General features: G+C 58.6%; 18 protein-coding genes. 12 read left to right on the top strand and 6 right to left on the bottom strand.

Annotated elements, in window-relative coordinates:
* Positions 1 to 67 precede the first annotated feature (67 nt).
* Positions 68 to 946: a manganese catalase gene (locus tag MUU54_RS08440; protein ID WP_247243597.1), complete on the bottom strand. Its 879-nt coding sequence runs from the start codon at positions 944 to 946 to the stop codon at positions 68 to 70.
* Positions 947 to 1086: 140 nt separating this feature from the next.
* On the opposite strand from MUU54_RS08440, the gene MUU54_RS08435 reads away from it, so the two are divergent.
* The 3 genes from MUU54_RS08435 (at position 1087) to MUU54_RS08425 (ending at position 4015) form a co-directional block, all read left to right on the top strand.
* Positions 1087 to 2505, top strand: coding sequence for a DUF2254 domain-containing protein (locus MUU54_RS08435; protein ID WP_247243596.1), 1419 nt, complete (start codon positions 1087 to 1089; stop codon positions 2503 to 2505).
* An 81-nt stretch (positions 2506 to 2586) separates the two neighbouring features.
* Positions 2587 to 3087 (top strand): YciE/YciF ferroxidase family protein, encoded by a 501-nt coding sequence (locus MUU54_RS08430; protein WP_247243595.1) that lies wholly within the window; start codon positions 2587 to 2589, stop codon positions 3085 to 3087.
* 115 nt (positions 3088 to 3202) lie between these two features.
* Positions 3203 to 4015: an SDR family oxidoreductase gene (locus MUU54_RS08425; RefSeq protein ID WP_247243594.1), complete on the top strand. Its 813-nt coding sequence runs from the start codon at positions 3203 to 3205 to the stop codon at positions 4013 to 4015.
* A gap of 1039 nt (positions 4016 to 5054) precedes the next feature.
* Here MUU54_RS08425 and MUU54_RS08420 read toward each other — a convergent pair.
* Entirely contained in the window at positions 5055 to 5759 is a 705-nt protein-coding gene (locus tag MUU54_RS08420) for a Crp/Fnr family transcriptional regulator (RefSeq protein WP_247243593.1), read from the bottom strand.
* Positions 5760 to 5893: 134 nt separating this feature from the next.
* Between MUU54_RS08420 and MUU54_RS08415 the strand changes: the two genes are divergently transcribed.
* Positions 5894 to 6145, top strand: a complete 252-nt coding sequence (locus tag MUU54_RS08415; protein WP_247243592.1) for a DUF6894 family protein — start codon at positions 5894 to 5896, stop codon at positions 6143 to 6145.
* Between the two features lie 787 nt (positions 6146 to 6932).
* Here the strand turns inward: MUU54_RS08415 and MUU54_RS08410 are convergent.
* The 3 genes from MUU54_RS08410 to MUU54_RS08400 are packed head-to-tail and all read right to left on the bottom strand — an operon-like array spanning position 6933 to position 11341.
* The gene (locus MUU54_RS08410; protein ID WP_247243591.1) at positions 6933 to 8954 is read right to left on the bottom strand and encodes a family 1 glycosylhydrolase; all 2022 of its coding nucleotides are present in this window, start codon (positions 8952 to 8954) and stop codon (positions 6933 to 6935) included.
* Between the two features lie 34 nt (positions 8955 to 8988).
* Positions 8989 to 10170, bottom strand: coding sequence for a UDP-galactopyranose mutase (glf, locus tag MUU54_RS08405; RefSeq protein ID WP_247243590.1), 1182 nt, complete (start codon positions 10168 to 10170; stop codon positions 8989 to 8991).
* Positions 10163 to 11341: a glycosyltransferase family 1 protein gene (locus MUU54_RS08400; RefSeq protein WP_247243589.1), complete on the bottom strand. Its 1179-nt coding sequence runs from the start codon at positions 11339 to 11341 to the stop codon at positions 10163 to 10165. The genes glf and MUU54_RS08400 overlap by 8 nt, the downstream gene beginning before the upstream one ends.
* Before the next feature lie 317 nt (positions 11342 to 11658).
* On the opposite strand from MUU54_RS08400, the gene MUU54_RS08395 reads away from it, so the two are divergent.
* The gene (locus tag MUU54_RS08395) at positions 11659 to 12576 is read left to right on the top strand and encodes a glycoside hydrolase family protein (RefSeq protein ID WP_247243588.1); all 918 of its coding nucleotides are present in this window, start codon (positions 11659 to 11661) and stop codon (positions 12574 to 12576) included.
* Positions 12577 to 13076: 500 nt separating this feature from the next.
* Here MUU54_RS08395 and MUU54_RS08390 read toward each other — a convergent pair whose 3' ends face one another.
* Positions 13077 to 13793: a GntR family transcriptional regulator gene (locus MUU54_RS08390; RefSeq protein ID WP_247243587.1), complete on the bottom strand. Its 717-nt coding sequence runs from the start codon at positions 13791 to 13793 to the stop codon at positions 13077 to 13079.
* A 128-nt stretch (positions 13794 to 13921) separates the two neighbouring features.
* Here MUU54_RS08390 and MUU54_RS08385 point away from each other — a divergent pair, with 128 nt between their 5' ends.
* The 7 genes from MUU54_RS08385 to MUU54_RS08355 are packed head-to-tail and all read left to right on the top strand — an operon-like array spanning position 13922 to position 22423.
* On the top strand, positions 13922 to 14965 hold the full coding sequence (locus tag MUU54_RS08385) for a zinc-dependent alcohol dehydrogenase (RefSeq protein WP_247243586.1): 1044 nt from the start codon (positions 13922 to 13924) through the stop codon (positions 14963 to 14965).
* Positions 14962 to 15990 carry an NAD(P)H-quinone oxidoreductase gene (locus MUU54_RS08380; RefSeq protein WP_247243585.1) on the top strand — a complete coding sequence of 343 codons (1029 nt, stop codon included), beginning with the start codon at positions 14962 to 14964 and terminating at the stop codon, positions 15988 to 15990. The genes MUU54_RS08385 and MUU54_RS08380 overlap by 4 nt, the downstream gene beginning before the upstream one ends.
* Positions 15987 to 17732: an acetolactate synthase catalytic subunit gene (locus MUU54_RS08375; protein ID WP_376742074.1), complete on the top strand. Its 1746-nt coding sequence runs from the start codon at positions 15987 to 15989 to the stop codon at positions 17730 to 17732. The genes MUU54_RS08380 and MUU54_RS08375 overlap by 4 nt, the downstream gene beginning before the upstream one ends.
* A gap of 42 nt (positions 17733 to 17774) precedes the next feature.
* Positions 17775 to 18977 (top strand): ABC transporter substrate-binding protein, encoded by a 1203-nt coding sequence (locus MUU54_RS08370; RefSeq protein WP_247243584.1) that lies wholly within the window; start codon positions 17775 to 17777, stop codon positions 18975 to 18977.
* A 59-nt stretch (positions 18978 to 19036) separates the two neighbouring features.
* Positions 19037 to 19924 (top strand): branched-chain amino acid ABC transporter permease, encoded by an 888-nt coding sequence (locus MUU54_RS08365; protein WP_247243583.1) that lies wholly within the window; start codon positions 19037 to 19039, stop codon positions 19922 to 19924.
* Positions 19921 to 21732 carry a branched-chain amino acid ABC transporter ATP-binding protein/permease gene (locus tag MUU54_RS08360; protein ID WP_376742073.1) on the top strand — a complete coding sequence of 604 codons (1812 nt, stop codon included), beginning with the start codon at positions 19921 to 19923 and terminating at the stop codon, positions 21730 to 21732. The genes MUU54_RS08365 and MUU54_RS08360 overlap by 4 nt, the downstream gene beginning before the upstream one ends.
* Positions 21719 to 22423: an ABC transporter ATP-binding protein gene (locus MUU54_RS08355; protein ID WP_247243582.1), complete on the top strand. Its 705-nt coding sequence runs from the start codon at positions 21719 to 21721 to the stop codon at positions 22421 to 22423. The genes MUU54_RS08360 and MUU54_RS08355 overlap by 14 nt, the downstream gene beginning before the upstream one ends.
* The last annotated feature ends 1 nt before the right edge of the window (position 22424 follow it).

The following is a 22424-nucleotide window of genomic DNA, read 5'->3' as shown; positions in this document are numbered from 1 at the left end:
TGGAGCTCGACGTGCCGAAAACTCGGCAACAGCGCGGCGGCAGCATTTGCGCTGCCACCGTCTGGGCTCAGGACGACATTGGCGGCATGGGCTTCTTCGGGGTGCTGTGTAGGCGCGGATCGAGCTGAGAAAGCTCGGTCACCTCTTCGCCAAGCGGCTGCGGATCGGCGAGATATTCGAACTGCCCCTTGCCGTCCGGCGTCGGGCCTTCGGCCCACTGTCCCTGTCGGCTCTCCGTGCCTTCCGAGCAGTTCCAGAACTGATACGCCACCTGGGACAGCTCCTTCTCCTGGGGGAAGCTCATTGGCGCTGGCGTCTGATCGAGGCCGTCTTCCTCAAGTTCCTTGATAGCTGCCAGCCACTGGTTCTGGTGCATGGTATCGCGCGCGATCAGGAATGACAGCATGTCGCGCACGCCGGGATCATCGGTCATCTCGTACAGGCGGCACACCTGCAGGCGACCTTGCGATTCGGCTGTCACGTTGAAGCGGAAGTCGGCAAGCAGGTTGCCTGACGAGACCGTGTAGCGCGAAGTCCAGGGATAGCCGACGCTATCGGTCGGGGTGGCGCCCATGCCGGCAACAATCGCATGCTGCGGGTTCATCCCGCCGACGATGACATCCTCGACCCGAGCACCGCCCATGACGGCACCGACCACCGAATCCTTCGCGGCGTCCTCGCGGGCTTCCACCGGAGACGTTTCCAGCAGGCGGGCGATCATAGTCGCCAACATTTCCACATGCGCGATCTCTTCCGTGCCGATGTCGAGGATCATGTCGCGATACTTGGCCGGGGCGCGGCAATTCCAGCCCTGGAACAGGTAGGTCATCATCACGCTGATCTCACCCCATTGGCCGCCGAGTACCTCCTGCAGCTTCTTTGCGTAGACGGGGTCGGGGGCTGCGGGCTTGGCATGATACTGAAACTTGTTCGTTCGAAAGAACATGGAAATCTCCTCATGGTTCTGGTGAATTGCAGACCGCGAACTGGAGAAATGTGATCAAGTTCCACAAAGTAGCCACGTCTCCCGCAGCCTGACATCTGAAACCTTTTGATCCGGCTCAGGTTCGCGCGATGGAGGTGGTGATGTTCAACAGCGTTTCTACGGCCGGCGGATCTAGTCCGGGCTTGAAGGTGGTGCGGGAGAAGCTGCGGACTAGCCTCTGGCTGGTCCCGACGCTGATGGCAATCACGGCCATAGCAATCTCGGCGGCTGCGACATCAGTCGATGCTGTCCTGGCCGACCTCGATCCTGCTAAAGTGCCAATATTTGTCTTCGTCAGTACACCGAGTGACGCCCGCGACGTCCTATCCTCATTGCTGACCTCAATGATCACCATGACCAGCCTGGTTTTCTCCATCACCATGGTCGTGCTGTCACTTGCAGCAAATCAGTTCGGACCGCGCCTGATCCGCAGTTTTATGTCCGCTCGGCACACGCAGCTTGCGCTGGGCACGTTCATCATGACCTCGGTGTACTGTCTTCTTCAACTCGCCTCCGTCGGCTCCAGCATCAAGAACGACGCTGAGGCCTATCCTAGTGTCTCCTTTGGCATCGCGCTCACCCTGATGAGCGTCCTGGTTCTCGTTGCCTATCTTCACTTCCTTGCCCGCTCCATCGTGTCGGAGACGGTGATCAAGCGCCTGGGCAGCGAGATCACCGATATGCTTTCTGAACTCGATGATCTCGCCGAGGATCGCAATAACGATCCGGAAAAGGCTCTACCAGAAGGCTTCGATCAGAATGCTCGCTTCTTTGGGCCAAGTGTCGACGGCTTCGTGCAAAGCATCGACGTTGAAAGGCTTTGCGAACTCGCTCAGAAGAGCGATGTCTTCATTGGCTTCTCGTTCAAGCCCGGAGACTATGTCATCACCGACGGTGGAGGGATCGGGATTTTCCCCGCTTCTCGGTGGACTCAAGACCTTCAAGATCAGGTCTGTGGAGCCGTGGTGATTGGGTCAAGGCGCACTTCAACCCAGGATCCGGAGTTTGCCATCCGGCATCTCGTGGAAATGGCGATAAGGGCACTGTCACCGGGCATAAACGACCCCTACACGGCGGTTGCCGTTCTTGCGCAACTATCGGCTGGGCTTGCTCACCTCATGCGGCGCGCGCTCCCCTCTTCCGTCATAGCGGGCTCGGCGGGGGAACCGCGTATCGTTCTTCCCCGCGCCACGTACGCCTCTTTGGTCGGTGCCGCCTTTAACCAGATCCGCCAAAACGCGGCCGGGAAGCCTTTCGTCATCATGCATCTGATCGAAGCGATACAACGCATTGCAGACCATGCTCAGCTTTCACAACAATGCGACCTTCTGGATGAACACCTGTCAGCCGTCGTGGAGGCTGTCGGTGATGTTGGCACGCTCGATCAAGAGGCCATCCGATCTCGAGCAGAGGCCGCACGCGAGGCGATCGCCAAAGCGAAGACCCGGATCACGCGTAAATCTCCAGCTTCAAGCTCCGGGATCGGCGCGGGTTCGCCCAACAGCGTCATCAGTGCATAATCGGAGCCACCCGCTCCCGGCTGCGGGAACTCTGGCGCCTCGTGCAGGTTTGCTTCGCTGCGAACGCAGGAGGACCCTACCTTGGCCAACAAGACAATCGACGACCTTTTCTACGACACACTCAGAGACGTCTATTACGCAGAACGGAAGATCATCAGCGGACTGCGGAAGATGGCCCGCGGTGCGCAGGACGAGCAGCTCAAGGCTGCATTTGAAAAACACCGGGAGGAGACGGAAGAGCAGGTAGAACGTCTGCAGCAAGTCTTCGAGCTGATCGGCAAGCGTCCACGTGGCAAGACCTGTCCCGCAATTGAGGGCATTCTGGACGAAGCTGAAGAGATCATGGAAGAGTTCAAAGGTTCGCCTGCTCTCGATGCTGGCCTTCTCGCGGCAGCTCAGGCTGTCGAACATTACGAGATCAGCCGCTACGGCACGCTCAAGAGCTGGGCAAGCCAGCTTGGCATGGACGATGCCGCAAAGCTTCTGGAAACGACGCTTAATGAAGAAAAGAAGACGGACGAGTTGCTGACCGATTTGGCAGAGCAGACGCTCAACGCAGCCGCTGAGCAAGCGACCGGGTGATCCACCTGCTGGGTGGTGCAGTGGCTCCCGAAGTCACCCACCGAGGGCGCCCGCTGCAACTACGAATACAAGAGCCGGTCCGGTAAATAGGTCAGGGCTCCGACCAGGAGATGTCATGTCCAATTCCGCGGGCCGACTTACCAATCATGTAGCTATCGTCACAGGCGCGAGCTCCGGTATTGGGCTAGCCGTCGCGCAAGCCATGGCACGGGAGGGTGCCAGCGTCGTTGTCAATCATCGATCTCATGATGAGCCTGCGGAAGAACTGGTTGAGGGTATCATCAAGGCGGGTGGCAGGGCCATAGCGGTGCAGGCGGATGTTTCGCGCGAAGAAGACGTCATCCGTATGTTCGCTGAGACAGTGTCTGCCTTTGGGCGCGTTGATGTTCTGATCTCCAATGCAGGGGTGCAGAAAGATGCCGCGATCGGCGACATGACCCTGGAGGACTGGAAGACAGTGATCGATGTGAACCTTACGGGTCAGTTCCTCTGCGCCCGTGAGGCAGTTCGCAGCTTTCGCGCCCAACCGCGGAAAGATGCTCCAAGCCGGAGCGCCGGCAATATCATCGCGATGAGCTCAGTCCACGAGATCATCCCTTGGGCGGGGCACGTCAACTATGCCTCCTCCAAAGGTGGAGTACGTATGTTGACGCAGTCGCTCGCCCAAGAGGTTGCGGCCGAAGGAATACGTGTCAATGCGATCGCTCCTGGGGCTATCAGGACGCCCATCAATCAGGAGGCATGGGAAACAGAGGAGGCCCTGACAAATCTTCTTCGGCTCATACCGTATGGCAGGATCGGCGAGCCTGAAGACGTTGCAAGGGCCGTCGTCTGGTTGGCGTCAGATGAGGCCGATTATGTGACCGGAACAACGTTGTTCGTCGACGGCGGCATGTCGCTTTACCCGGAGTTCCGTGACAATGGGTGAGCCTCTTCGCATCGCGACTCGTGATCGTCAAGTGGCGGTGTTGGTGAAATAGCCAGCCGTCCGAGATCACATAATGTGCAACCAGAAAAAATCGAATTGACCCAACTCAACAACCAGGGCGCAGGCGGTCCATTGGCTCATGCCACTCCAGCAGACGCCGGGCCACTGGCTTCACAGCCAGAACTCCCTCAGCCACACGCCGCGTTCTGAGAGAGGGCCTACTTCCGGAACGTGAAGGGAAAAAAGTCCCTAAGCTGGGGTGCGTTCGGCCGCCTTCGCTGGAGGGTTTGGTCGGCGTGAAGCGGCAGAGCTTCCAACGCCGCCAAGTCGGCACTCGCAAGGTGACTACGATAATACAGCCTGCCGCAATGGCGGCGGCGTCTCCAGGACTCAACCTGACCTCTCGCCCGCCCGCCCCACCGAGCTCCAGTTCCAACCATCCAGCCGCTACTGCAACGAGCATATATGGCTGCGCCGGAAAAACATCTCGGACGGCAGGGTCTGGCATACGCCACTCGTCCAGCCAACCGGGCCGAGCAAAGACAGGAGTTCTGCCTCAAGATCAGCAGCTAGAACCACCTGACGGCAAAGGATCACCGGGCGCCCGACCGCCGTTCCGATCTCGGTCTGGGGGTGTTCGAGGCTTGTAGTGCGCGGCTGGCCATAGAGCAAATTGTTCTACATCCTGGAATCGAGGTCCTCTTTACGGACATAGACATGTGCCTGGTGACCTGGACGGGCTGGCTCTCGCCGAGCTTGTTCGGGGGCGCTGGCCGCCGATCAAGATCATCATTACCTCCGGCAAACACTTGTTCAACCGAGGCGATCTCCCCTCGTCGGACGCTTCACTCCCTAAGCCTTATGATCCTGGTTCAGTTGCGTCCGCAACCCACGAGATGATGGCTGCCTGATCCTCACGTATGCCGAGGTTCCACCTCCAACGCCCTGGAGAGTTCGGTGCTCCGCGTCAGTGACGACAAGGTAGCCGAGCTTGCGCCGTTACTGCCGGCATCTCGGCTACGGCGTCAGCCTGACACTGTTATGCTGGCCACTTGTGGGAGATCACGCGCCGGTATTCGGCCTCAGGAGCGCCATAGGCATCGCCCGCAAAGGTCTCAAGTTTGGACCGATCTCTGACTTTGATCAGCATGCGCTCCGCAGTGATCGCCCGCTCTCCTTCCAGAACATGCAGAGCATCCGTAACGCTCGGACGCCTGACACCGAGCATAAGACCGAGAAAGTCGTGCGTAAGGGGCAATTCCTGGCCAAGCCTGTCCTGCGACATGAGCAGCCAGCGAGCCAGGCGTTGTTCGACTTTGTAGCGGCCGTCGGCGAGAGCTGTCGCGGCGATCTGGCACATGAAGACGTGGGCAAACCGCATAAGCAGCGATGATAGAGTTAAACTTGCCGCCATCGCCCCCCTTAAATCAGCAGATCCTATCCTGAGCGCCGATGCACCAGCCTGCATGAAGCTACGGTGAGGCGAACTACCGGCACCCAGGATCACAGGAACGCTGGAGAACCCTTCATAGCCGATGCATCCGACCTCGATTCGCTGGCCATCTGCATTAGTGGCCACTTCTGAGGAAAGGCCACCGTTGAAGAAGTAAACGTATGGGATTTCCTGCAAGGGTTCGAATAGGATGTCATTCTGCTTAAGATCAACATGCTCCAGCATCGGCGTCAGCAGCGCTGCATCTTGTGACGATAGTTGCTTGAGGAGGTGGTTGTTGGTTTCGATCATGCGGTCTCGCAGGCTCCTTGCAATTCTCACTGAAAGATGGAGAAGAGGGTTCAGTTCCCGAAGGCTGATTTTAAAGCTGCGCCTCGGTACGGCAACAGCTAGGAACTTCCTAAAGCCGCGATAGTTCATCGCGTATGCCGAAGTTCTTTTTCCACCTCCGCGACGAGATCTTCCTTAAAGATCCAGATGGGACTGAGCTGCCGGACCCAGCAGCCGCCCTTGCCTCAGCCAAAGAGGATGTTCGCAGCCTCATCAGTGAGCGCATCCGCTCCGGCCGCGTCTTCGGCCCTGCTGTCATGGTTATTGCGGATGAAACAGGTGTAGAACTAGCGTCAGTTTCCTTCAAAGAAGTTCTTTCGGAACTAGCGCCTTGGATTTGCGAGTAGCGTCGAGTTGACAATCATGTTTGCTCTGTTCTCCCGCAATGACCTGGTCCCTCCATTGCCGTCGCCACGCTCGGCGCATAGCCAGCATCAGCGCCATGTAACGATGGGTGAACAAGATCCTGGAGCAACCCGCCGTCAGGGCTAATCAGACCTCGAACGACTTCCGCCTAGCGGGGGTGACAACATCAGCGCCAGGATGTCCGTTTCTGGACGAGGACGTTCCCGTTACCTTGACCCCTTCATGCTGGCGGTCGCCCTCTCAACAGGATCAGGCGCCAAACACGGGCCTGATCAACGCCTTCAACGAAGCGCAGGCAATCGAAACTCTGATCATAGCATCGGACGAAGTCGGCTGGGCACGTCCATCACCCAAAATGGAAAGCAGATTGGCGAAGCGCCGCTCAGAACGTGGTCTGCGATCTGGAGCGATAGATCGGGTAGCGATGCCGCCTGCATTACGTCTTGAGCGGAATCGAACCGATGGCCCAAGATCTGAGAGTTTAAGTTAACGGAGGATTGGTAAACTTCAGTTCAGCAGCCCGAGCGGGCTTGTCTTCCGAGTTGCAATCGCGTGGGGTTCTTCGCTCTCCCTGAAAGCATCAGCCGGCGGACAGTGCACGACAATCCCGGTACGACGAGAGAAATCGCCTTTCTCCAGAATACGAAAAGATTCAGTGGTCTTGGTCTTGATCTGCGTCCAACCTAACAGCGTGAGGAACGCTGGTTTGCCAATTACGCCCCCTACAACAAGCCCGATTTCATATCACTTGCTCAACAAGCGCCTGCATTACCTGGTGCAGGCACATGCATTAAGGCTACTGAGGTATCGACCCGCGGCGTCGTCTAGGCTTGGCATCAGGCGATGGATGGCAGGAGATAGGCTTGGGCTCTTAAGCGCGGCACTAAGGTCGGTTCGCGCAATCAAATCTTCCTCAAGCCCCGCGCTCGCCGCGAACCATCGCGCGAAATCAAACCAGGACTTGTCGCTGACGTTCTCCAAGCAGCAGGAACCTCGCACTCCATCGATCAAAAGATCGAGCCCTGCATGGAAGACATCTGGCATGTATGCGGCGCTCGCCGAGGTCATCGCGCAAAACTCGATAGTTTCCCCGCGTCGGACATGCTCGAGGATCTGAAACAGCAAGTTCTCACGCTCCCACACGCTAAAGGGCCGGTTGACCGAGATCACCAGGTTTGGTCCTGTCGCATCCAAAGAGCCGTGGTCCCAGACTTGTTCGCGCGCCGTGACATGCAAATCCGTGCGGGTTTGGCTCGACAGAGAAGCGACTGTGAATGTCAACACTGGTAGTCCGCGTGATGCTGCGGCAGCCAGAATGGCAGCCTGTGGCACCTTACTCTGAACTGACGGCGAACGAATGATCGCCCAAGCACGGCGTTCGTCAAGCATCCGCCCCGCGGAGAGCATGTCCGTCATATCGAGCTCCGCGCAACAGACGGGCTCGAAATCCAGCCCGCGATGACGCAAGACACCCTCCAGTGCTAGTCGGTAAGGACCTTCTCCGGCCATCAAGATTAGCCTGCGGGCAGGCGCTGTCTTGTTTAAAGCGCGGGGTGGAGGCCAATAGAACCGATCGGCGCGACGCCACCAACCCGCGGTGTCGAGAACGGGGTGATCGAACCTCCCCTCCGTAGCCAACGCCCTTGCTGCTGTAGCCAGCGCCGTTGAGCGAGGCTTTTCGGCTCGGATGTCGAAAGATCCAGGTTCGTAGCAACCCTGGTCAATCTGCAACAGGCTGTTCCAGTCGATGGCCCCGAACATCGACCAGATGGTGACGGCTTTAATGGCCACTCCCTTTTCTCTCAGCTGGGAAGCGGCCTGCCAAGCCTCCATAAGCCAGCGCAGTTGTTCGTCACGGCTGCACCCATGGTGAACTTCAGTGACTGCGATGGCCGTCTGATATCGCTCCCAGACCTCCATCAGTCTTGCCTCAAGCCCTAGCGCTTCTTCCGGCAGGTCCATGCGGATTGCTTCCAGGTCGGCGTACCGGTGCCTGCCATTACCGCCCACAGGGTGACCAGCAGGCCATCGATCTTCACGATCTTCAAGGAAACGCTCGCTGGTAAGATAGTGATTTATACCAATGACGTCAGGGGGGCAGGCTCTGTCGGCTATATCCTGTAGCTCATACTCGCGGATCCCGTAGTCCTGGAGTATCGGGTACCACGAGTGGCGCGGTGTAAGGCGGCCAAAGAGCAGGTCGAAGGTCAGCCAGCGCCGTTCATTCTCGTAATCCGCCTGATATTGCAGCAGCTTTGAGCTAAACGTCTTGCCCAGGTCCTCCGTCTGCACAAGCTTTGCATCGGGAATAACGGACCTAATGGCCTCCATCGCAGATACAGTCGCCAGGCACTGGTTGATGAAGGCTCGAGCAAAAGAGCGAATGTCGGTCTTGTGCGGATACCAGACACCATAGAGGCCGGAGAAGCGCGCCGTCGTGAGCGGCTCGTTCACCGGGGTGAAGGCGCGAAGGTAGGGATATCGTTCAGCAACGCGGGCGGCGTGCTGCGCGAAAAGAGCCGGGAATGCAGGATCAAGGAGGTTCGTGTAACGCGGTCCGCTGCCATGGTGAAGGAGGCCAATGATGGGCTCGATTCCAAGCTCCCTCAGTCTCGCCAATCGCGAATCATGCCAGCTGAAATCTACTTGGCCGGGATCATCAGGAGATACCGATTCCCACAGGACCGGGTAACGAAGCGTTCGGATGCCGAGTTTGGCAATCTCATCGAGATCTCCCGGCCGCTCCTGGTGACCGGTTTCGCGAAACTGATCCCGATAGCCATCGCACAACCGGGCAATTGTGCATTCAAGCCCGCCCCAAAGCTCAAGGGGCTGGAAAGGTGGTCGAGGCTTCTGCGGCGATCCCATCCGCGCTTCGGCGGTGTCCATTGGACGTCCCTCTTCTTTGACGCAGCACAGAGGAGTCGATCCGACGGAAGGTCGCCAGTGCCTGCCCCACGACTTGGTCCATGTTGTAGTACCGATAGGTAGCGAGGCGTCCGACAAACCAGACGTCGGTGGTGGATTTGGCAAGCGCTTCGTAAAGCCTGTAGCGCTGTGCATTTTCCGGGCGCGGAACCGGATAATAAGGATCCCCCAGGTCAGAAGGATATTCGTAGGTGAGGCTCGTGAGCGGATGCTTTTGCCCCGTCAGGTGCTTGTACTCCGTAACACGCGTGTAATCCTGCTCCATCGGATAGTTCACCACGGCAACCGGCTGGTGCCATTCCTTCTCATGGGTCACATGGTGAAAGCGCAATGAGCGGTAGGGGAGTTTGCCGAAACGATAGCCGAAGAATTCGTCGACGGGCCCGGTAAAGACGAGGCGGCGGAAGGCCACTTCGTTGCGGATCTCCTCAAAGTCCGTTTGGAGCATTATCTTGATGTTCGGGTGGTCGAGCATGTTCTCGAACATCCGAGTGTAACCGTGCTTTGGCATGTACTGGTACTGGTCGTTGAAGTACCGATCGTCGCTATTCGTTCGGGTTGGCACTCGCGCTGTGACAGACTTGTCCAGTTCGGACGGGTCAACGCCCCATTGCTTGCGCGTGTAGCCGCGGAAGAACTTCTCGTAGAGTTCTCGGCCGACCTGGCTGACAACGACATCCTCCGACGTTTGAATGTCTTGCACCTTCTCCGCGCGCGCCTGGAACCATTGCGCAAGTTCGTCGGGCGTCAGCTCGAGCCCATAGAGCCGGTTAATTGTGTCGAGGTTGATGGGTATGGGGACAAGCTGGCCATCCACCTGTGCCAGTACGCGGTGTTCGTAGTGCCTCCATCCTGTGAAGGCTGAGAGATAGTCAAAGATCTGCTCGGAGTTCGTGTGAAAGATGTGGGGCCCGTACTGGTGGATTAGCAAGCCGGCCGCGTCATGGCGGTCGTATGCGTTCCCCCCGATATGCGGCCGCCGGTCAATGATGAGTACATGTTCATCCCTCTCCCGGGCGAGACGCTCGGCAAGAACGCTTCCAGCGAACCCTGCACCGACGATCAGCCAATCAAACATGAAGCGCCTGCTCCTTGAGCGGTATTGCAGCCTGAGCCTCCTTAGGCAATGCCTTGTGGATCAGGCGCTCCATGTTGGCCCAGGTCTGGTCCCAGGACATGCCGGCGAGATGCTGGTCGACTTTCTTTAGCCACTCTGGCTTCGGTTGGCTGAGGAGCCTTTCCAGCTCGGTGACCAGCTCTTCAGCCGTGGAAGCAATGGCAACGAGGCCTCTCTCTCCGTAAGGACGGATTACGTCGGCAATTGGCGTGGAGACGACGGGAACAGCGGCAGCAAGGAACTCCGGCGTTTTTGTCGGGCTAATGAAGCGGGTCGCCTCATTCAAGGCGAAGGGCATGAAGCCGGCGTCCCAGCCGCGCAGGTAGGCAGGCAGTTCCGCATAGGTTTTCGAGCCTAGCCAGTGCAGGTTAGCCTGCCTCGGCAGCGCGGCGGCGTCAATCTTGGCGACGGGCCCGATCATGACGAACTGCCAGTCCGGCTTCAGCACCGCAACTCGCTCCACCAGCGCAAGGTCCATCCTTTCGTCGATGACGCCAAAAAAGCCGATGCGCGGCGACGGAATGGAAGCCTGATCGTCTGGAATGGCGGCCGAGGCGCGCCGGGCCATCGCAAAGTGGGGAACGTCTATGCTGCTGGGGAAGGCATGGAGGTTGAAGTGACGGTTCTTCTTGGACTCGTAGAGGCTCTGGCCGCCGGTGAAGACGATATCGGCCCTCCGAAACAGCTCGCGCTCCATCGCGACCATCCGCAGTGGCGCGCCCTTGAAGGCTGAAAGTTCATCCATGTTGTCATAGACAAGCACCGACGCAGGCAGCTGGCGGCTGAATGGCAGCGCCATCGGGGTATAATACCACAAGACCAGATCGGTCCGGCCAATCTCATCGGCGGTTCGCTCCACCAACACGCGCAAGGCACGCGTCACTTGACCACTGTTGAGGCCGATTGGAAGTGCTGGGGTAAGAACGGTGACGCCCTCATCCGTTACGCTGCGATCGATTCGTGGCGCAATGCCTGCCAGGAAAGCGGGCTCTTCAAAGAAGAAGACCTGGCGGTTTTGCGCAGCACGGCTCAAGAGATGCTGTGGTCGCTGATAGACGAAGTTCCATCGCAGGTGTGAGAAGCACAGGAGAGGCGACTGTTCCAATGACAGCGTCTTAAAGGAAGTGCTCATGCGGCCTCCGCGATTGCCGCCCTGCTACGGCATCATCGGCGATGGCCGCCTAGCGGTATAGTCCAAGTGGGCCCCGGTCTAACTGTAGGAAGCGGACGCAGTTCCAACCGCATCTAAAACGGCGCAGAGTTAATCTGTCAGCGGCCTCCCTCACATTGCTGGACGGCGTAGAAGGAGGGCAATTAGGGCGTGTTTTAGGCGGTCAACAGGAGGAGGATGAGGCATGAAATCGCATTGATGACTGCGCTGAAAGTGCTAAGCAGACGCATCCGATCATGATGATCGCGAATCGAAGAGTGCGTCGCGCCGAGGCAGTCATGAAGGTCGTCTTTCAAAAGAACATTTTTCCGCTCTTTCATCCGCAGGGGATGGACGACGTAAAAGATCCCTGCCCCGTCTTTGACGGTGTTCGTTGGCACATGTTCGGCTCCGGTGGTACAGTCACCACGGAAACCTGGAAGATCTTCCACGCCGTCGCAGAGACGTTGGAAGGACCCTGGGCCGAGCAAGCCTCAATCGAACTTCCTATCTCTGGCTCTGGCGTAGCCGCCCCTGGCGTGATCCACGTGGATGGCGTTTTTCACATGTTCATCCAGACGGAGTTCATGAAGCCGCACGGGCGGATCGAGCACGCAGTCTCCAATGACGGCTTCAGTTGGGTTGTACTAAATCCCGTCCTCACTGCGCTATCCGGTACGGATGAGCACGGGATCTATGACCCGCATCCGGCAGAGATTGCGGGTCAGAAGTACATTGTCTATTCAGCGATGCCGCAGTTCGATCGTGTACCGCAACCTGACATCTTCCTCGCCAAAAGCCTATCCAACAGCTGGTTTGGCCCTTGGGAGCGCGTTGGCAAGATCCTGGATCACAACGACGTCCCGCATCATAACCGCCGCGATGACCCGGACTACGAATGGGGGATCGAGGGCGCGCAGCTCGTCGAACTGCCCACCGGCAAGATCCTGCTAAACGCGACCTGCTTTCTGCCCTCGGGGCTACGGGGGAACCGCCAGCGCGTATTCTTCGCTCTGGCCGATAAGGTTGAAGGTCCCTACGTTTCCGTGGGTCCCGTTCTTGACCAAAATCAGGCGGGTGAAAACGGCCATTCGACAGTGCTTGTGCATGATGGGGAGATTGTGTTGATCTACCAAAGCCGCATCGAGAGCACTAACCACCGTTGGCGTTACGGGGTCGCAAGAGGTGCCTTTCAGCAGAAGAATGAAGCTGCCTAGCGGAGACCACGCTGCGCGCCATCGCTGCTTATAAAACAGGGAGGGTTGCTGACCGCGGGCTTAGCACAAGTAACAGAGAAGCCGCTCGCGGCGAGCCGGGAGCGGCGCATGGCCGGCTCACTGCAAACTTGACGTCCGAAAGCGGAAATCATTGCCGCTTCGGCCGTCCAGTTGACTGATGTCCGAAGCCAGGGCACAAAGTTGGCACCCACGGTCGCTCGCGATGGGAAAACAGAGGGAATTCAGAGGCTTTTCTATCAAGTCATTGGAATCATGTGAGAAAGGTCTCTCACGCAAGTCACTTCTGACCGATTTTTCGATATGAATTGGCAGCTGTCTCCCGCACGGAAAAGTGGCGTCTTCTCAAAAAGTTGGGCGACCTCGGCCGCAGTTCCTTGGCTGATCCTCGGCGTTCGAACATCCTTAACAAAATTGGCTGGGGACCCTAGCACGTTGGTGATGCCAGCGGGTGCTCCTTAGCGATGACGTGATCCTTCTCGTCAATCCGTCGTGTCCGCCGCCTTCACATGCGCAAGAAGCCCTTGTCCGCCTCGGACAATATCTTCTTTGATGGCGTCCTCGGCTGCCGCTGGGTCACCGGCCCTAAGTGCGGCTATTATCCTCTTGTGCGGATGCGGCTCCCAGTCAGGCAAGCCACTGTCGTAGAGGTGTGACAAGATCGGGCCACAGCGCATCCACAGGCCTTCGACGATATCGTAGGTGATGGGCACTCTCCCCGAACGGCAGAGCCCGAGGTGGAACTCCGTGTTCAGAACGATTGCCCGTTCGAATTGTTGAAGGCGATGACATTCCGATATTTCCGAATGGATTGCTTCTAAGGTGTTGATCTCGGTTTCCGTGGCGCATCCGGCTGCCGCCGCGGCTGCCCGTCCCTCCAGGTCGACGCGGATACTGCGGATCTCGACAAGCTCATCTAGGCTCAACCTAGGAACGACGACAGTTCCCCGTGCGTCCAGGGTAAGCGTCTTCTCGCTGACGAGGCGCAGCAAGGCTTCGCGCATCGGAGTGGCGCTGATACCGAAACGCGCTGACATCGGGCGCAATCTTAATCGCTCGCCCGGCTTCAACTTGCCGTGCATGAGCGCGCTCTTGAGGTCGGAATACGCCCTTTCGCTCAGGTTTTCCTTGACGAGTGGGCGGGCCCAATCCTCCCCCTGCCCGGTCTGCTCATAATTCTGCACCAGCCGTCTTGACACCCAAGATCCTTTAAGAAAAAGTGTTATAACAAATTACATATAGCACCCAAAGATGTTCAAGCGAAGCCTGTTTCGCGAATGAACTTGGACGAGGAGGTCCAATTTAGGTGCGATCGGAGGAGTGACATTTGCTTGCCTTTCGTAAGACGACGCCGGCTATCGGCGCCGATATCGTTACAATTCCCGAGCCCACTTTGCCAGCAGAAGGCATGGCGATTGTCGAGGTGGCGGCAGCGGGGATCTGTGGCAGCGACATTCATGCGTACGAGTGGACGCCGGGCTACGAGTTCATGGAGAGTCGCCTTCCCCTGACGCTCGGTCACGAGTTCTCCGGCGTCGTGAAGGGCGTTGGTGCAGGCGTCCTCGATATCGAAGTAGGCGACAGAGTCGTGTGCTGGCCTACGATTGCCTGCGGCAAGTGCCTTGCATGCTCGTCCGGACGCCCTCAGGATTGCCCTGATCGGCGCATCATCGGTCTTCACGTTGATGGTGGCTTCGCCGGGCGTGTCACGGTGCCGGCGATCAATTGTCGAAAGGTACCTAACGATCTTCCACTAGACATCGCCGCTTTGACCGAACCACTTGCGGTTTCAGTTCACGCCGCAAATGTCGCCGAGATTTCGGACGGCGATCGCGTTGTCGTTCTAGGCCCTGGTCCAATCGGGCTTGGCATGGCTTTCGTTGCATCGCGGCGCGGTGCCGACGTGTTGATCGCAGGCTTCAAGGATGATGTGCGCCTGCAGCATGCGCGGGATCTTGGCATTGCTGGGACCGTAGATCTCTCAACTGAAACACTGGCTGAAGCGGTTCAACGACATTTCGGTCGGCCGGTTGACCGGGTCTTGGAGGCCACCGGCATCAGCACGTCTGTGGCGGAAGGTCTCGCCGTTCTTCGCTCCAGCGGCATCTTCGTTGTGGCCGGCATCCACTCTCGTCCTCTTGAGCTCGACCTCACCCGGTTTGTGCGTGAGAAGAAGCAACTCCGAGCAGCCCATGACACGACCAATGAGGCGCTCTCGGAAGCGATCTCCCTCTTGGCTGAACACACGCAACTTCTATCAACCCTGGCGACACACCGCCTCCCTCTCTCACGAGCCGTCGACGGGTTCGAACTCGCCCGCAGTCGGGAGGCAGTCAAGGTCCTCCTAATTCCTGAAGGACAACACGTATGACCTCAACTTTGCGAGCCGTGATTGCGAGACAGCCGGGTGGGCCGGAAGTCCTAGAAATGGTCAACCGCCCATGCCCGACTCCTGGTATTGGAGAGATGCTGGTGCGTGTCCGTGCTGCGGGCATCAATCGGCCCGATGTCATGCAGCGGCAGGGCCACTACCCACCACCTCCCGGAGCTTCCGACGTTCTGGGCCTGGAGCTTGCCGGTACGGTGGAAGTAGTTGGCCCCAACGTCCGTGAATTCAAGCAGGGTGATCGAGTGATGGCGCTCGTTCATAGCGGTGCTTATGCAGATTGGGCGATCGTTCAAGAGGGTGCCACGCTACCAATTCCAGACAGCCTTGACTTCACTGAGGCTGCCGCATTTCCGGAAACGTTCTTCACCGTCTGGAGCAACGTCTTCGAGCGGGCGCGGCTGGCTCCGGGCGAGACGATCCTGGTCCACGGCGGTACGTCAGGGATTGGTACGACGGCCATATCGCTCGCCAAGGCATTAGGATCGCGAGTGATCGCAACGGCGGGCTCGGACGAAAAATGCCAGGCCTGCCTCGACCTGGGAGTGGACGCGGCGATCAATTACCGAACACAGGACTTTGTCAGGGAGAGCCGTACACTCACCGATAACCGCGGCCCGGACGTTATTCTAGACATGGTTGGCGGCGAGTATATCGCCCGAAACCTTGGAGCCATCGCGGTTGATGGTCGGATCGCACAGATCGCGTTCCTCGGGGGGGCAAAAGCAGAGGTGGACTTCACGCCACTGCTAATGAAGCGCGTCACCCTCACTGGATCCACTCTTCGAGCTCGTCCAATCGAGATGAAGGCCAAGCTCGCAAACGCATTGCGCCAAACTGTCCTACCGCTCATCGAAGCAGGCAAGGTGAAGCCGCTAATCGATTCCGTCTTCGCCTTCGAGGACGTCCAGGACGCGCATGCCCGTATGGATACGGGAGCACATATCGGGAAGATCGTTCTTTCTATGCAGAACGACGAAGACCAGCCAAAACAGGGAGCAAGGGCATGAACATGGTCGCGAACCATCCGGGCAAGTCCGCAGGCAGCAATATGACCGGGGCCCACCTACTGGCGGCTGCCCTCCAAAGACATGGTGTGAAGGAGATCTTCGGCCAGAGCATTCCCTCCGCGCTGTTTCTGGCAGCACCGGACTACGGGATCCGTCAGATCGGCTACCGTACCGAGAACGCCGGTGCTGCCATGGCGGACGCCTATGCCCGCACATCCGGCAAGGTCGCCGTTGTCACTGCCCAGAACGGTCCTGCAGCTACGCTTCTTGTTCCAGGCCTTGCTGAGGCGTTCAAGGCGTCGATCCCGATGGTGGCAATCGTCCAAGACGTATCGCGCCGCTTCACCGACAAGAATGCTTTCCAAGAACTCGATCATTTCGCTCTGTTCAATGGGGTCGCAAAATGGGTGCGCCGGGTCGCTGATCCTCAGCGCATTGACGACTACGTCGACATGGCGTTCACGGCAGCCGCCAGCGGTCGCGCTGGTCCTGCAGTGCTTCTGGTGCCGCTCGACGTGCTGGACGAGCGACCTGATCTCGATCCTGCTGCGCCGCAGCGTTCGGCCTCGCTCGGCGCGTTCCCGCTCGACCGAACTGTCGCCGACCCGGAACGTGTCTCGGTGGCAGCCGATTTGATCGCTGCCGCCAAGGCGCCGATCGTCATCGCCGGTGGCGGAGTGCATTCCTCCCAAGCGTGGACGCAACTGGAAGCCGTGCAAGCGCTTGGTCTTCCAGTTGCAACTACGGTCATGGGTAAAGGCGCGGTAGACGAGCGTAATCCGCTTTCCGTCGGCGTCGTAGGCTACTTCATGGCGCCGCGGGGCCGCTCATCCCACCTACGCTCGCTGGTCACCGAAGCCGACGTCGTCGTCCTCGTTGGCAACCGAACAAACCAGAACGGCACCGATAGCTGGTCGCTGTACCCGAAGAACGCCACCTATATCCATATCGACATCGAGAGCAGCGAGGTCGGTCGAAACTATGAAGCCCTCCGCCTTGTCGGCGACGCCAAGCTCACGCTTGCGGCGCTGGAAGCAGAGCTGAAGAAGCGGGACCTCTCGGCCATCGCATCGAGACGCCCAACGCTCGAAACCACCATCGCCAGCGGCCGCACGGCCCACGGCGAAGATATGACGCGTCTCGTCGACATGGATGCTGCTCCTCTTCGTCCAGAGCGCATTCTTGCCGACATCGACGCCGTTTTGACGCCTGAGACAATTACGGTGGCGGACGCCAGCTACTCGTCTATCTGGGTTTCAAACTTTCTTACGGCCCGGAAGGCCGGTCAGCGCTTTCTCACACCGCGGGGCATAGCCGGGCTTGGCTGGGGCCTGCCCTATGCAATCGGTGCAAAGACGGCGCGGCCGAATGCACCTGTCATCTGCCTCACGGGCGACGGCGGCTTCGGACATGTCTGGTCGGAGCTGGAAACCGCTCGACGGATGAAGCTGCCCGTCGTGGTGGTCGTGCTCAACAACCAGATTCTGGGTTATCAGAAACACGCAGAGCTCAGCCTCTTCGGCGACTTCACAGACGTATGTGACTTCGAAGCCGTCGATCACGCGGCGATCGCACGCGCTGTTGGCTGCGAAGGCATCCGTGTTGAGAAGCCATTGGACTTCCTGCCTGCGCTGAAAGATGCGCTAGCAAGCGGACGGACGACGGTACTGGACGTCATCACCGACCAGCGGGCCTATCCGCCCATCACCAGCTTCGAAGGCAAGGAGGCCTTGAACTACTAACCTACAGACCCATCAGCAACGACGCTTTCACGGGAGGAAACAATGAAACTGTCGTACCTATTGAAGACTACAGCTATCGCTCTGGCCTTGACCGCATCTGCGGCACAAGCCGAAGTCAAGTTCGGCGCGCTCTATCCGTTCAGCGGGCAGCTCGCACTGCTGGGTGAGGAAAGTGCCCGCGGCCTTGAGCTGGCCGTGGAGGAAATCAATGCCGCGGGTGGCATTCAAGGTGAGCAGATCACCTTGGTCCGGGGTGATGCAGTCGACAACAATCAGGCGATCGGTGAAGCTCGGCGCCTGACATCGCTGGAAGGCGTAAAAGCCATCTTCGGCACCTATTCATCTGCCCGCTCGATTGCAGCAAGTCAGGTCACGGAACTGGCTGGCATTCCCTATTTCGAGCTCGGTGCGGTAGCTGAGGAAGTTACTGGGCGTGGGCTGAAGTACCTATTCCGCACCAACCCCACCGCTGACGACATGGCCAAAATGATCATCCAGATGATCGTGGAGAAGGTTGGACCAGGTATCGGCAAAGAGCCTGCCGATCTTAAGATCGCAATTATCCACGAAGACTCCAGCTACGGCACATCCGTCGCCGAGCGGCAAAACGCCTATGCCGAAGAAGCTGGCCTCAACATCGTAACCACCCAAGCGTATCCTGCCGCCACGGTCGACATGTCTTCGTTGGTTCTCGACCTTAAAAATCGTGAGGCGGACATTGTCCTTCAGACCTCGTACCAGAACGACTCTGTGCTCTTTCTACAGCAAGCGAACGAGGCGGGCTTCAAGCCTGCTGCTATCATCGGCGGCGGCGGGGGCTACTCGATGCAGCCTACTGCAGACGCGGTCGGTCATTCCGTGATCGAGGGTGTGCTGGATGTCGACTTCACCCAGTACAGTGTCAACACCAGCTACACACCTGGCCTGGAAGAGTTCGTTGAGGCCTATCAGAAGAAGTATGGCTCGGCTCCTCGCTCGGGACATTCTCTCAATAATTATGTGGGTGCCAAGGTCATTCTTGAAGCTCTCGGGAAAGCCTCAGACCTCGAGCCAGACACCATCATCGAAACGGTGAAGGGCATCGACATTGAGGCTGGTGTCACCGCTGCGGGCTACGGCTTCAAGTTCGGCGACGATAACCAGAATGAACGCGCCGAAATGATGGGCATGCAGTGGCAGGACGGCAAGCTTGTGACTGTGTTCCCGGATTCAGCCGCCATGACGCCGATCAAGCTGGGCGAATAAGCCCTTCTGACGTACCGGGCGGATCAACCGCCCGGTACCTTTCTGTCCTGGAGAGGCCAATGAACACTTTCTTACAAGTTCTCACCAACGGGATCATGCTCGGCAGTCTATTCGCCATCGTCGCCGTGGGCCTGACCTTGATCTTCGGCATCGTCAAAGTCGTCAATTTCGCCCACGGGGAATTCCTCATGGTGGGCATGTATCTGACTTACGTGCTGACGACTTGGATGGGGATCCACCCATTTGCGACGGTTATTCTCGTTGCACCGGCCCTCTTTCTGCTGGGCGCCGTGACACAGCGGTTCCTGATACAGCCCCTGATGTCTGCCGACGACGATCACATACAGATCTTCGCTACCGTTGGACTTTCGACCGCGCTTATCAACCTGGCGCTGTTGGTCTTCGGTGCCGACATCGCCAGCACGCCGGCAAGTGGACTTCGGACTCCCCTGCAGCTTGGCCCTGTACGTCTGCTCTCGGGACAGGTCGCCATCCTGGTTGCGTCAATTGCTGTTGTCGTGGTTCTCCAGCTTTTTCTTTCGCGAACCCAAACCGGGCGCGCGATCCGCGCCGTGGCCCAGAACCGCGCGGCCGCTCAATTGATGGGCATTAACGTCAACTGGATCTACATCCTGACCTTTGGCATCGGCGCCGCTTGTGTCGGGGTCGCCTCCGTCCTGATCGCCCCGCTTTATCCAACCTCCTCAGGAATCGGGACATACTTTGTACTGACCGCGTTCGTCGTCGTCGTGCTTGGTGGTCTTGGATCGATCGGAGGGGCTTTCGCAGGCGCCATGATCATCGGCCTGATCGACAGCTTTGCCGGATTCTACATCGGCTCCGACCTTCGTGAGGTCGCCGTCTTCGGCGTGTTCCTCCTGATCCTCATCCTGAAGCCGTCGGGCCTGTTCAGCTCGCGCCTCAACCTCTCGCACGTGTCGCCATGACAGATATCTCCACCACCTCCCCTCGATCGCAAGCAGCCTCGAACGGCTGGATGTTGAAGGCTATCCCGCTTGCTGCAATCCTGGCATCGCTAGTCCTCATCCCCGTCATTGTCGGCAACCAGTTCGTCTACCATATCTTCATCACGATCTGCATCTTCGCTGCCCTTTCAACAGCCTGGAATATCGTGGGTGGCTTTGCCGGCCAGCTTTCGTTAGGCCATGCCATCTTCTACGGGATTGGCGCCTACACCGGTGTCATCCTGATGAACATGGGGATCAGTCCTTGGATCGGGATGTTCGCGGGCGCTGCGATAGCCGTCCTTGCCGCAGTGATCATCAGCTATCCCTGTTTCCGCCTGCACGGTCCTTTCTTCGCCCTTGCTACCATTGCTTTTCTGGAAGTGTTCAGGGTTCTCGCCCTTCATTGGCGTGAACTCACTGGTGGCGCAACCGGGTTGATGATCCCTTTGCAGATCGGCTGGGAATGGATGGTCTTCCGTGACCGGCTCCCGCAATTGCTCATCGCTTTCGGTTTGCTTCTGCTGACGTTGGCAGTCGCCTGGTGGATCCGCTCGCACAGGATAGGCTTCTACCTCGTCGCGACCCGCGAGCGGGAATCGGCCGCACTGGCCGCTGGCGTTGGAACGGTACGGGTGCGGCTCGCAGCCGTTGCGGTATCTGCCGCACTCACGGCCTTTGTCGGCACATTTCATGCCATGTATCTGACATTCATTGAGCCCGCTGCGATGTTCTCACTGCAAATGTCGATCCAGATCGCGATGTTTGCCCTAATCGGCGGCTTGGGGACCGTGTTCGGTCCCCTCCTCGGCGCTGTTCTTCTCGTACCCATCAGCGAACTGGCGCGCGCTTGGCTTGGCGCGCATGCGCTTGGCCTCCACGGCTTCGTCTATGGCGTCGTATTGATGCTGGTCGTTCTGTTCATGCCGAATGGACTGATGGGGCTGATCTCTCGCTTCACGAAGCAGAGGCGTGAGCGGGGCGTGTTAGCAGGCACGATTGCCGCAAGCGCGGCTACGCCAGACGCAAGGCAGAGGGCACCGATCGGTGCCGACGTCATGCGTGTGGAGCACCTGCAAAAGCATTTCGGCGGCCTTCACGTCACCAACGACGTCGGCTTCACCCTCAGGGAAGGAGAAATCCTCGGGTTAATCGGTCCGAATGGTGCAGGCAAGACAACGGTCTTCAACATGATTTCCGGCTTCCTGAAACCAGACAGCGGGTCAGTGACTGTTCGCGCCGCCGACGGTAGCTGGCAAAGCCCCACTACTCCTGGCGACTTCGCCACAATTGGCGTGGGTCGCACTTTCCAGATCGTCCAGCCGTTCGCCGCAATGACCGTTGAAGAGAACATCATGGTCGGCGCGTTCCATCGCTATTCAGATGTCGAAGAAGCCCGAGAGGTTGCGCGTGAGACGGCCGAGCGGATGGGGCTTGGCCCCTGGCTCGATGCCGAGGCACGCGGGTTGACCATAGGCGGCCTGAAGCGGCTGGAAGTCGCTCGGGTTATGGCGATGAAGCCACGCATTCTCTTGCTCGACGAAGTGATGGCAGGGATCAATCAGACGGATGTTCGCCGGGCGATCGACCTGATGAAATCGATCCGCGACAGCGGCGTCAGCATCGTCGCCATCGAACACGTCATGCAGGCAGTGATGTCTCTCTCAGACCGGGTCATCGTTCTCAACTCCGGTAAGATCATCGCCCAGGGCGAACCCCGCGAGGTAGTCAAGGATCCCGTGGTCGTTGAAGCGTATCTCGGAAAGGAATTTATCGATGCTCAGGCTTGAGAACATTCACGCCGGCTACGGTCCCACAACCATTCTTCACGACATCTCGCTGACTGTGGAGGCAGGGGAAGTCGTCACTATTGTCGGAGCCAATGGCGCCGGCAAGACAACCACTCTTCGTACCATTGCCGGCCTGATCCGCCCTACCGCAGGTACGATCACCTTCGAAGGTGAGGATGTCACCCGGCTTTCCTCACACGAGATGGTTGATCGAGGCATCACTTTGATCCCCGAAGGGCGTCAGCTTTTCCCGGACATGACGGTCCAGGAGAACCTCTTGATGGGCGCTTACCGGAAGGCGGCGCGGCAGCACAAGGATGCGGCTCTGCAGGAGGTTCTGTCGCTGTTTCCGCGAGTGCGCGAGCGTCTTACCCAGAAAGCCGGCTCACTGTCCGGCGGCGAACAGCAGATGGTGGCAATCGCCCGTGGCATGATGGCTCGGCCCAAACTCCTGATGTTCGACGAGCCTTCGCTCGGCCTTGCGCCAATCATCGTCACGCAGGTCTTCGATGTCATCGAGACGATCGTGAAAACGGGGGCAACCGTCCTGATCGTCGAGCAGAACGTCTTTCACACTCTGAAGGCGGCTGACCGGGGCTACGTGCTCGAGAACGGCGAGATCGTCCTCGCCGACACGTCCGACGCACTGCTCCACAACGATCACGTCCGTCAAGCATACCTAGGAATTTGAG

The sequence above is a fragment of the Pseudorhizobium tarimense genome (genome assembly GCF_022968135.1).
Lineage (GTDB): Bacteria > Pseudomonadota > Alphaproteobacteria > Rhizobiales > Rhizobiaceae > Neorhizobium > Neorhizobium tarimense.
The sequence above is the reverse complement of the archived record's forward strand: the minus strand, read 5'-3'. Positions and strand labels throughout refer to the sequence as shown.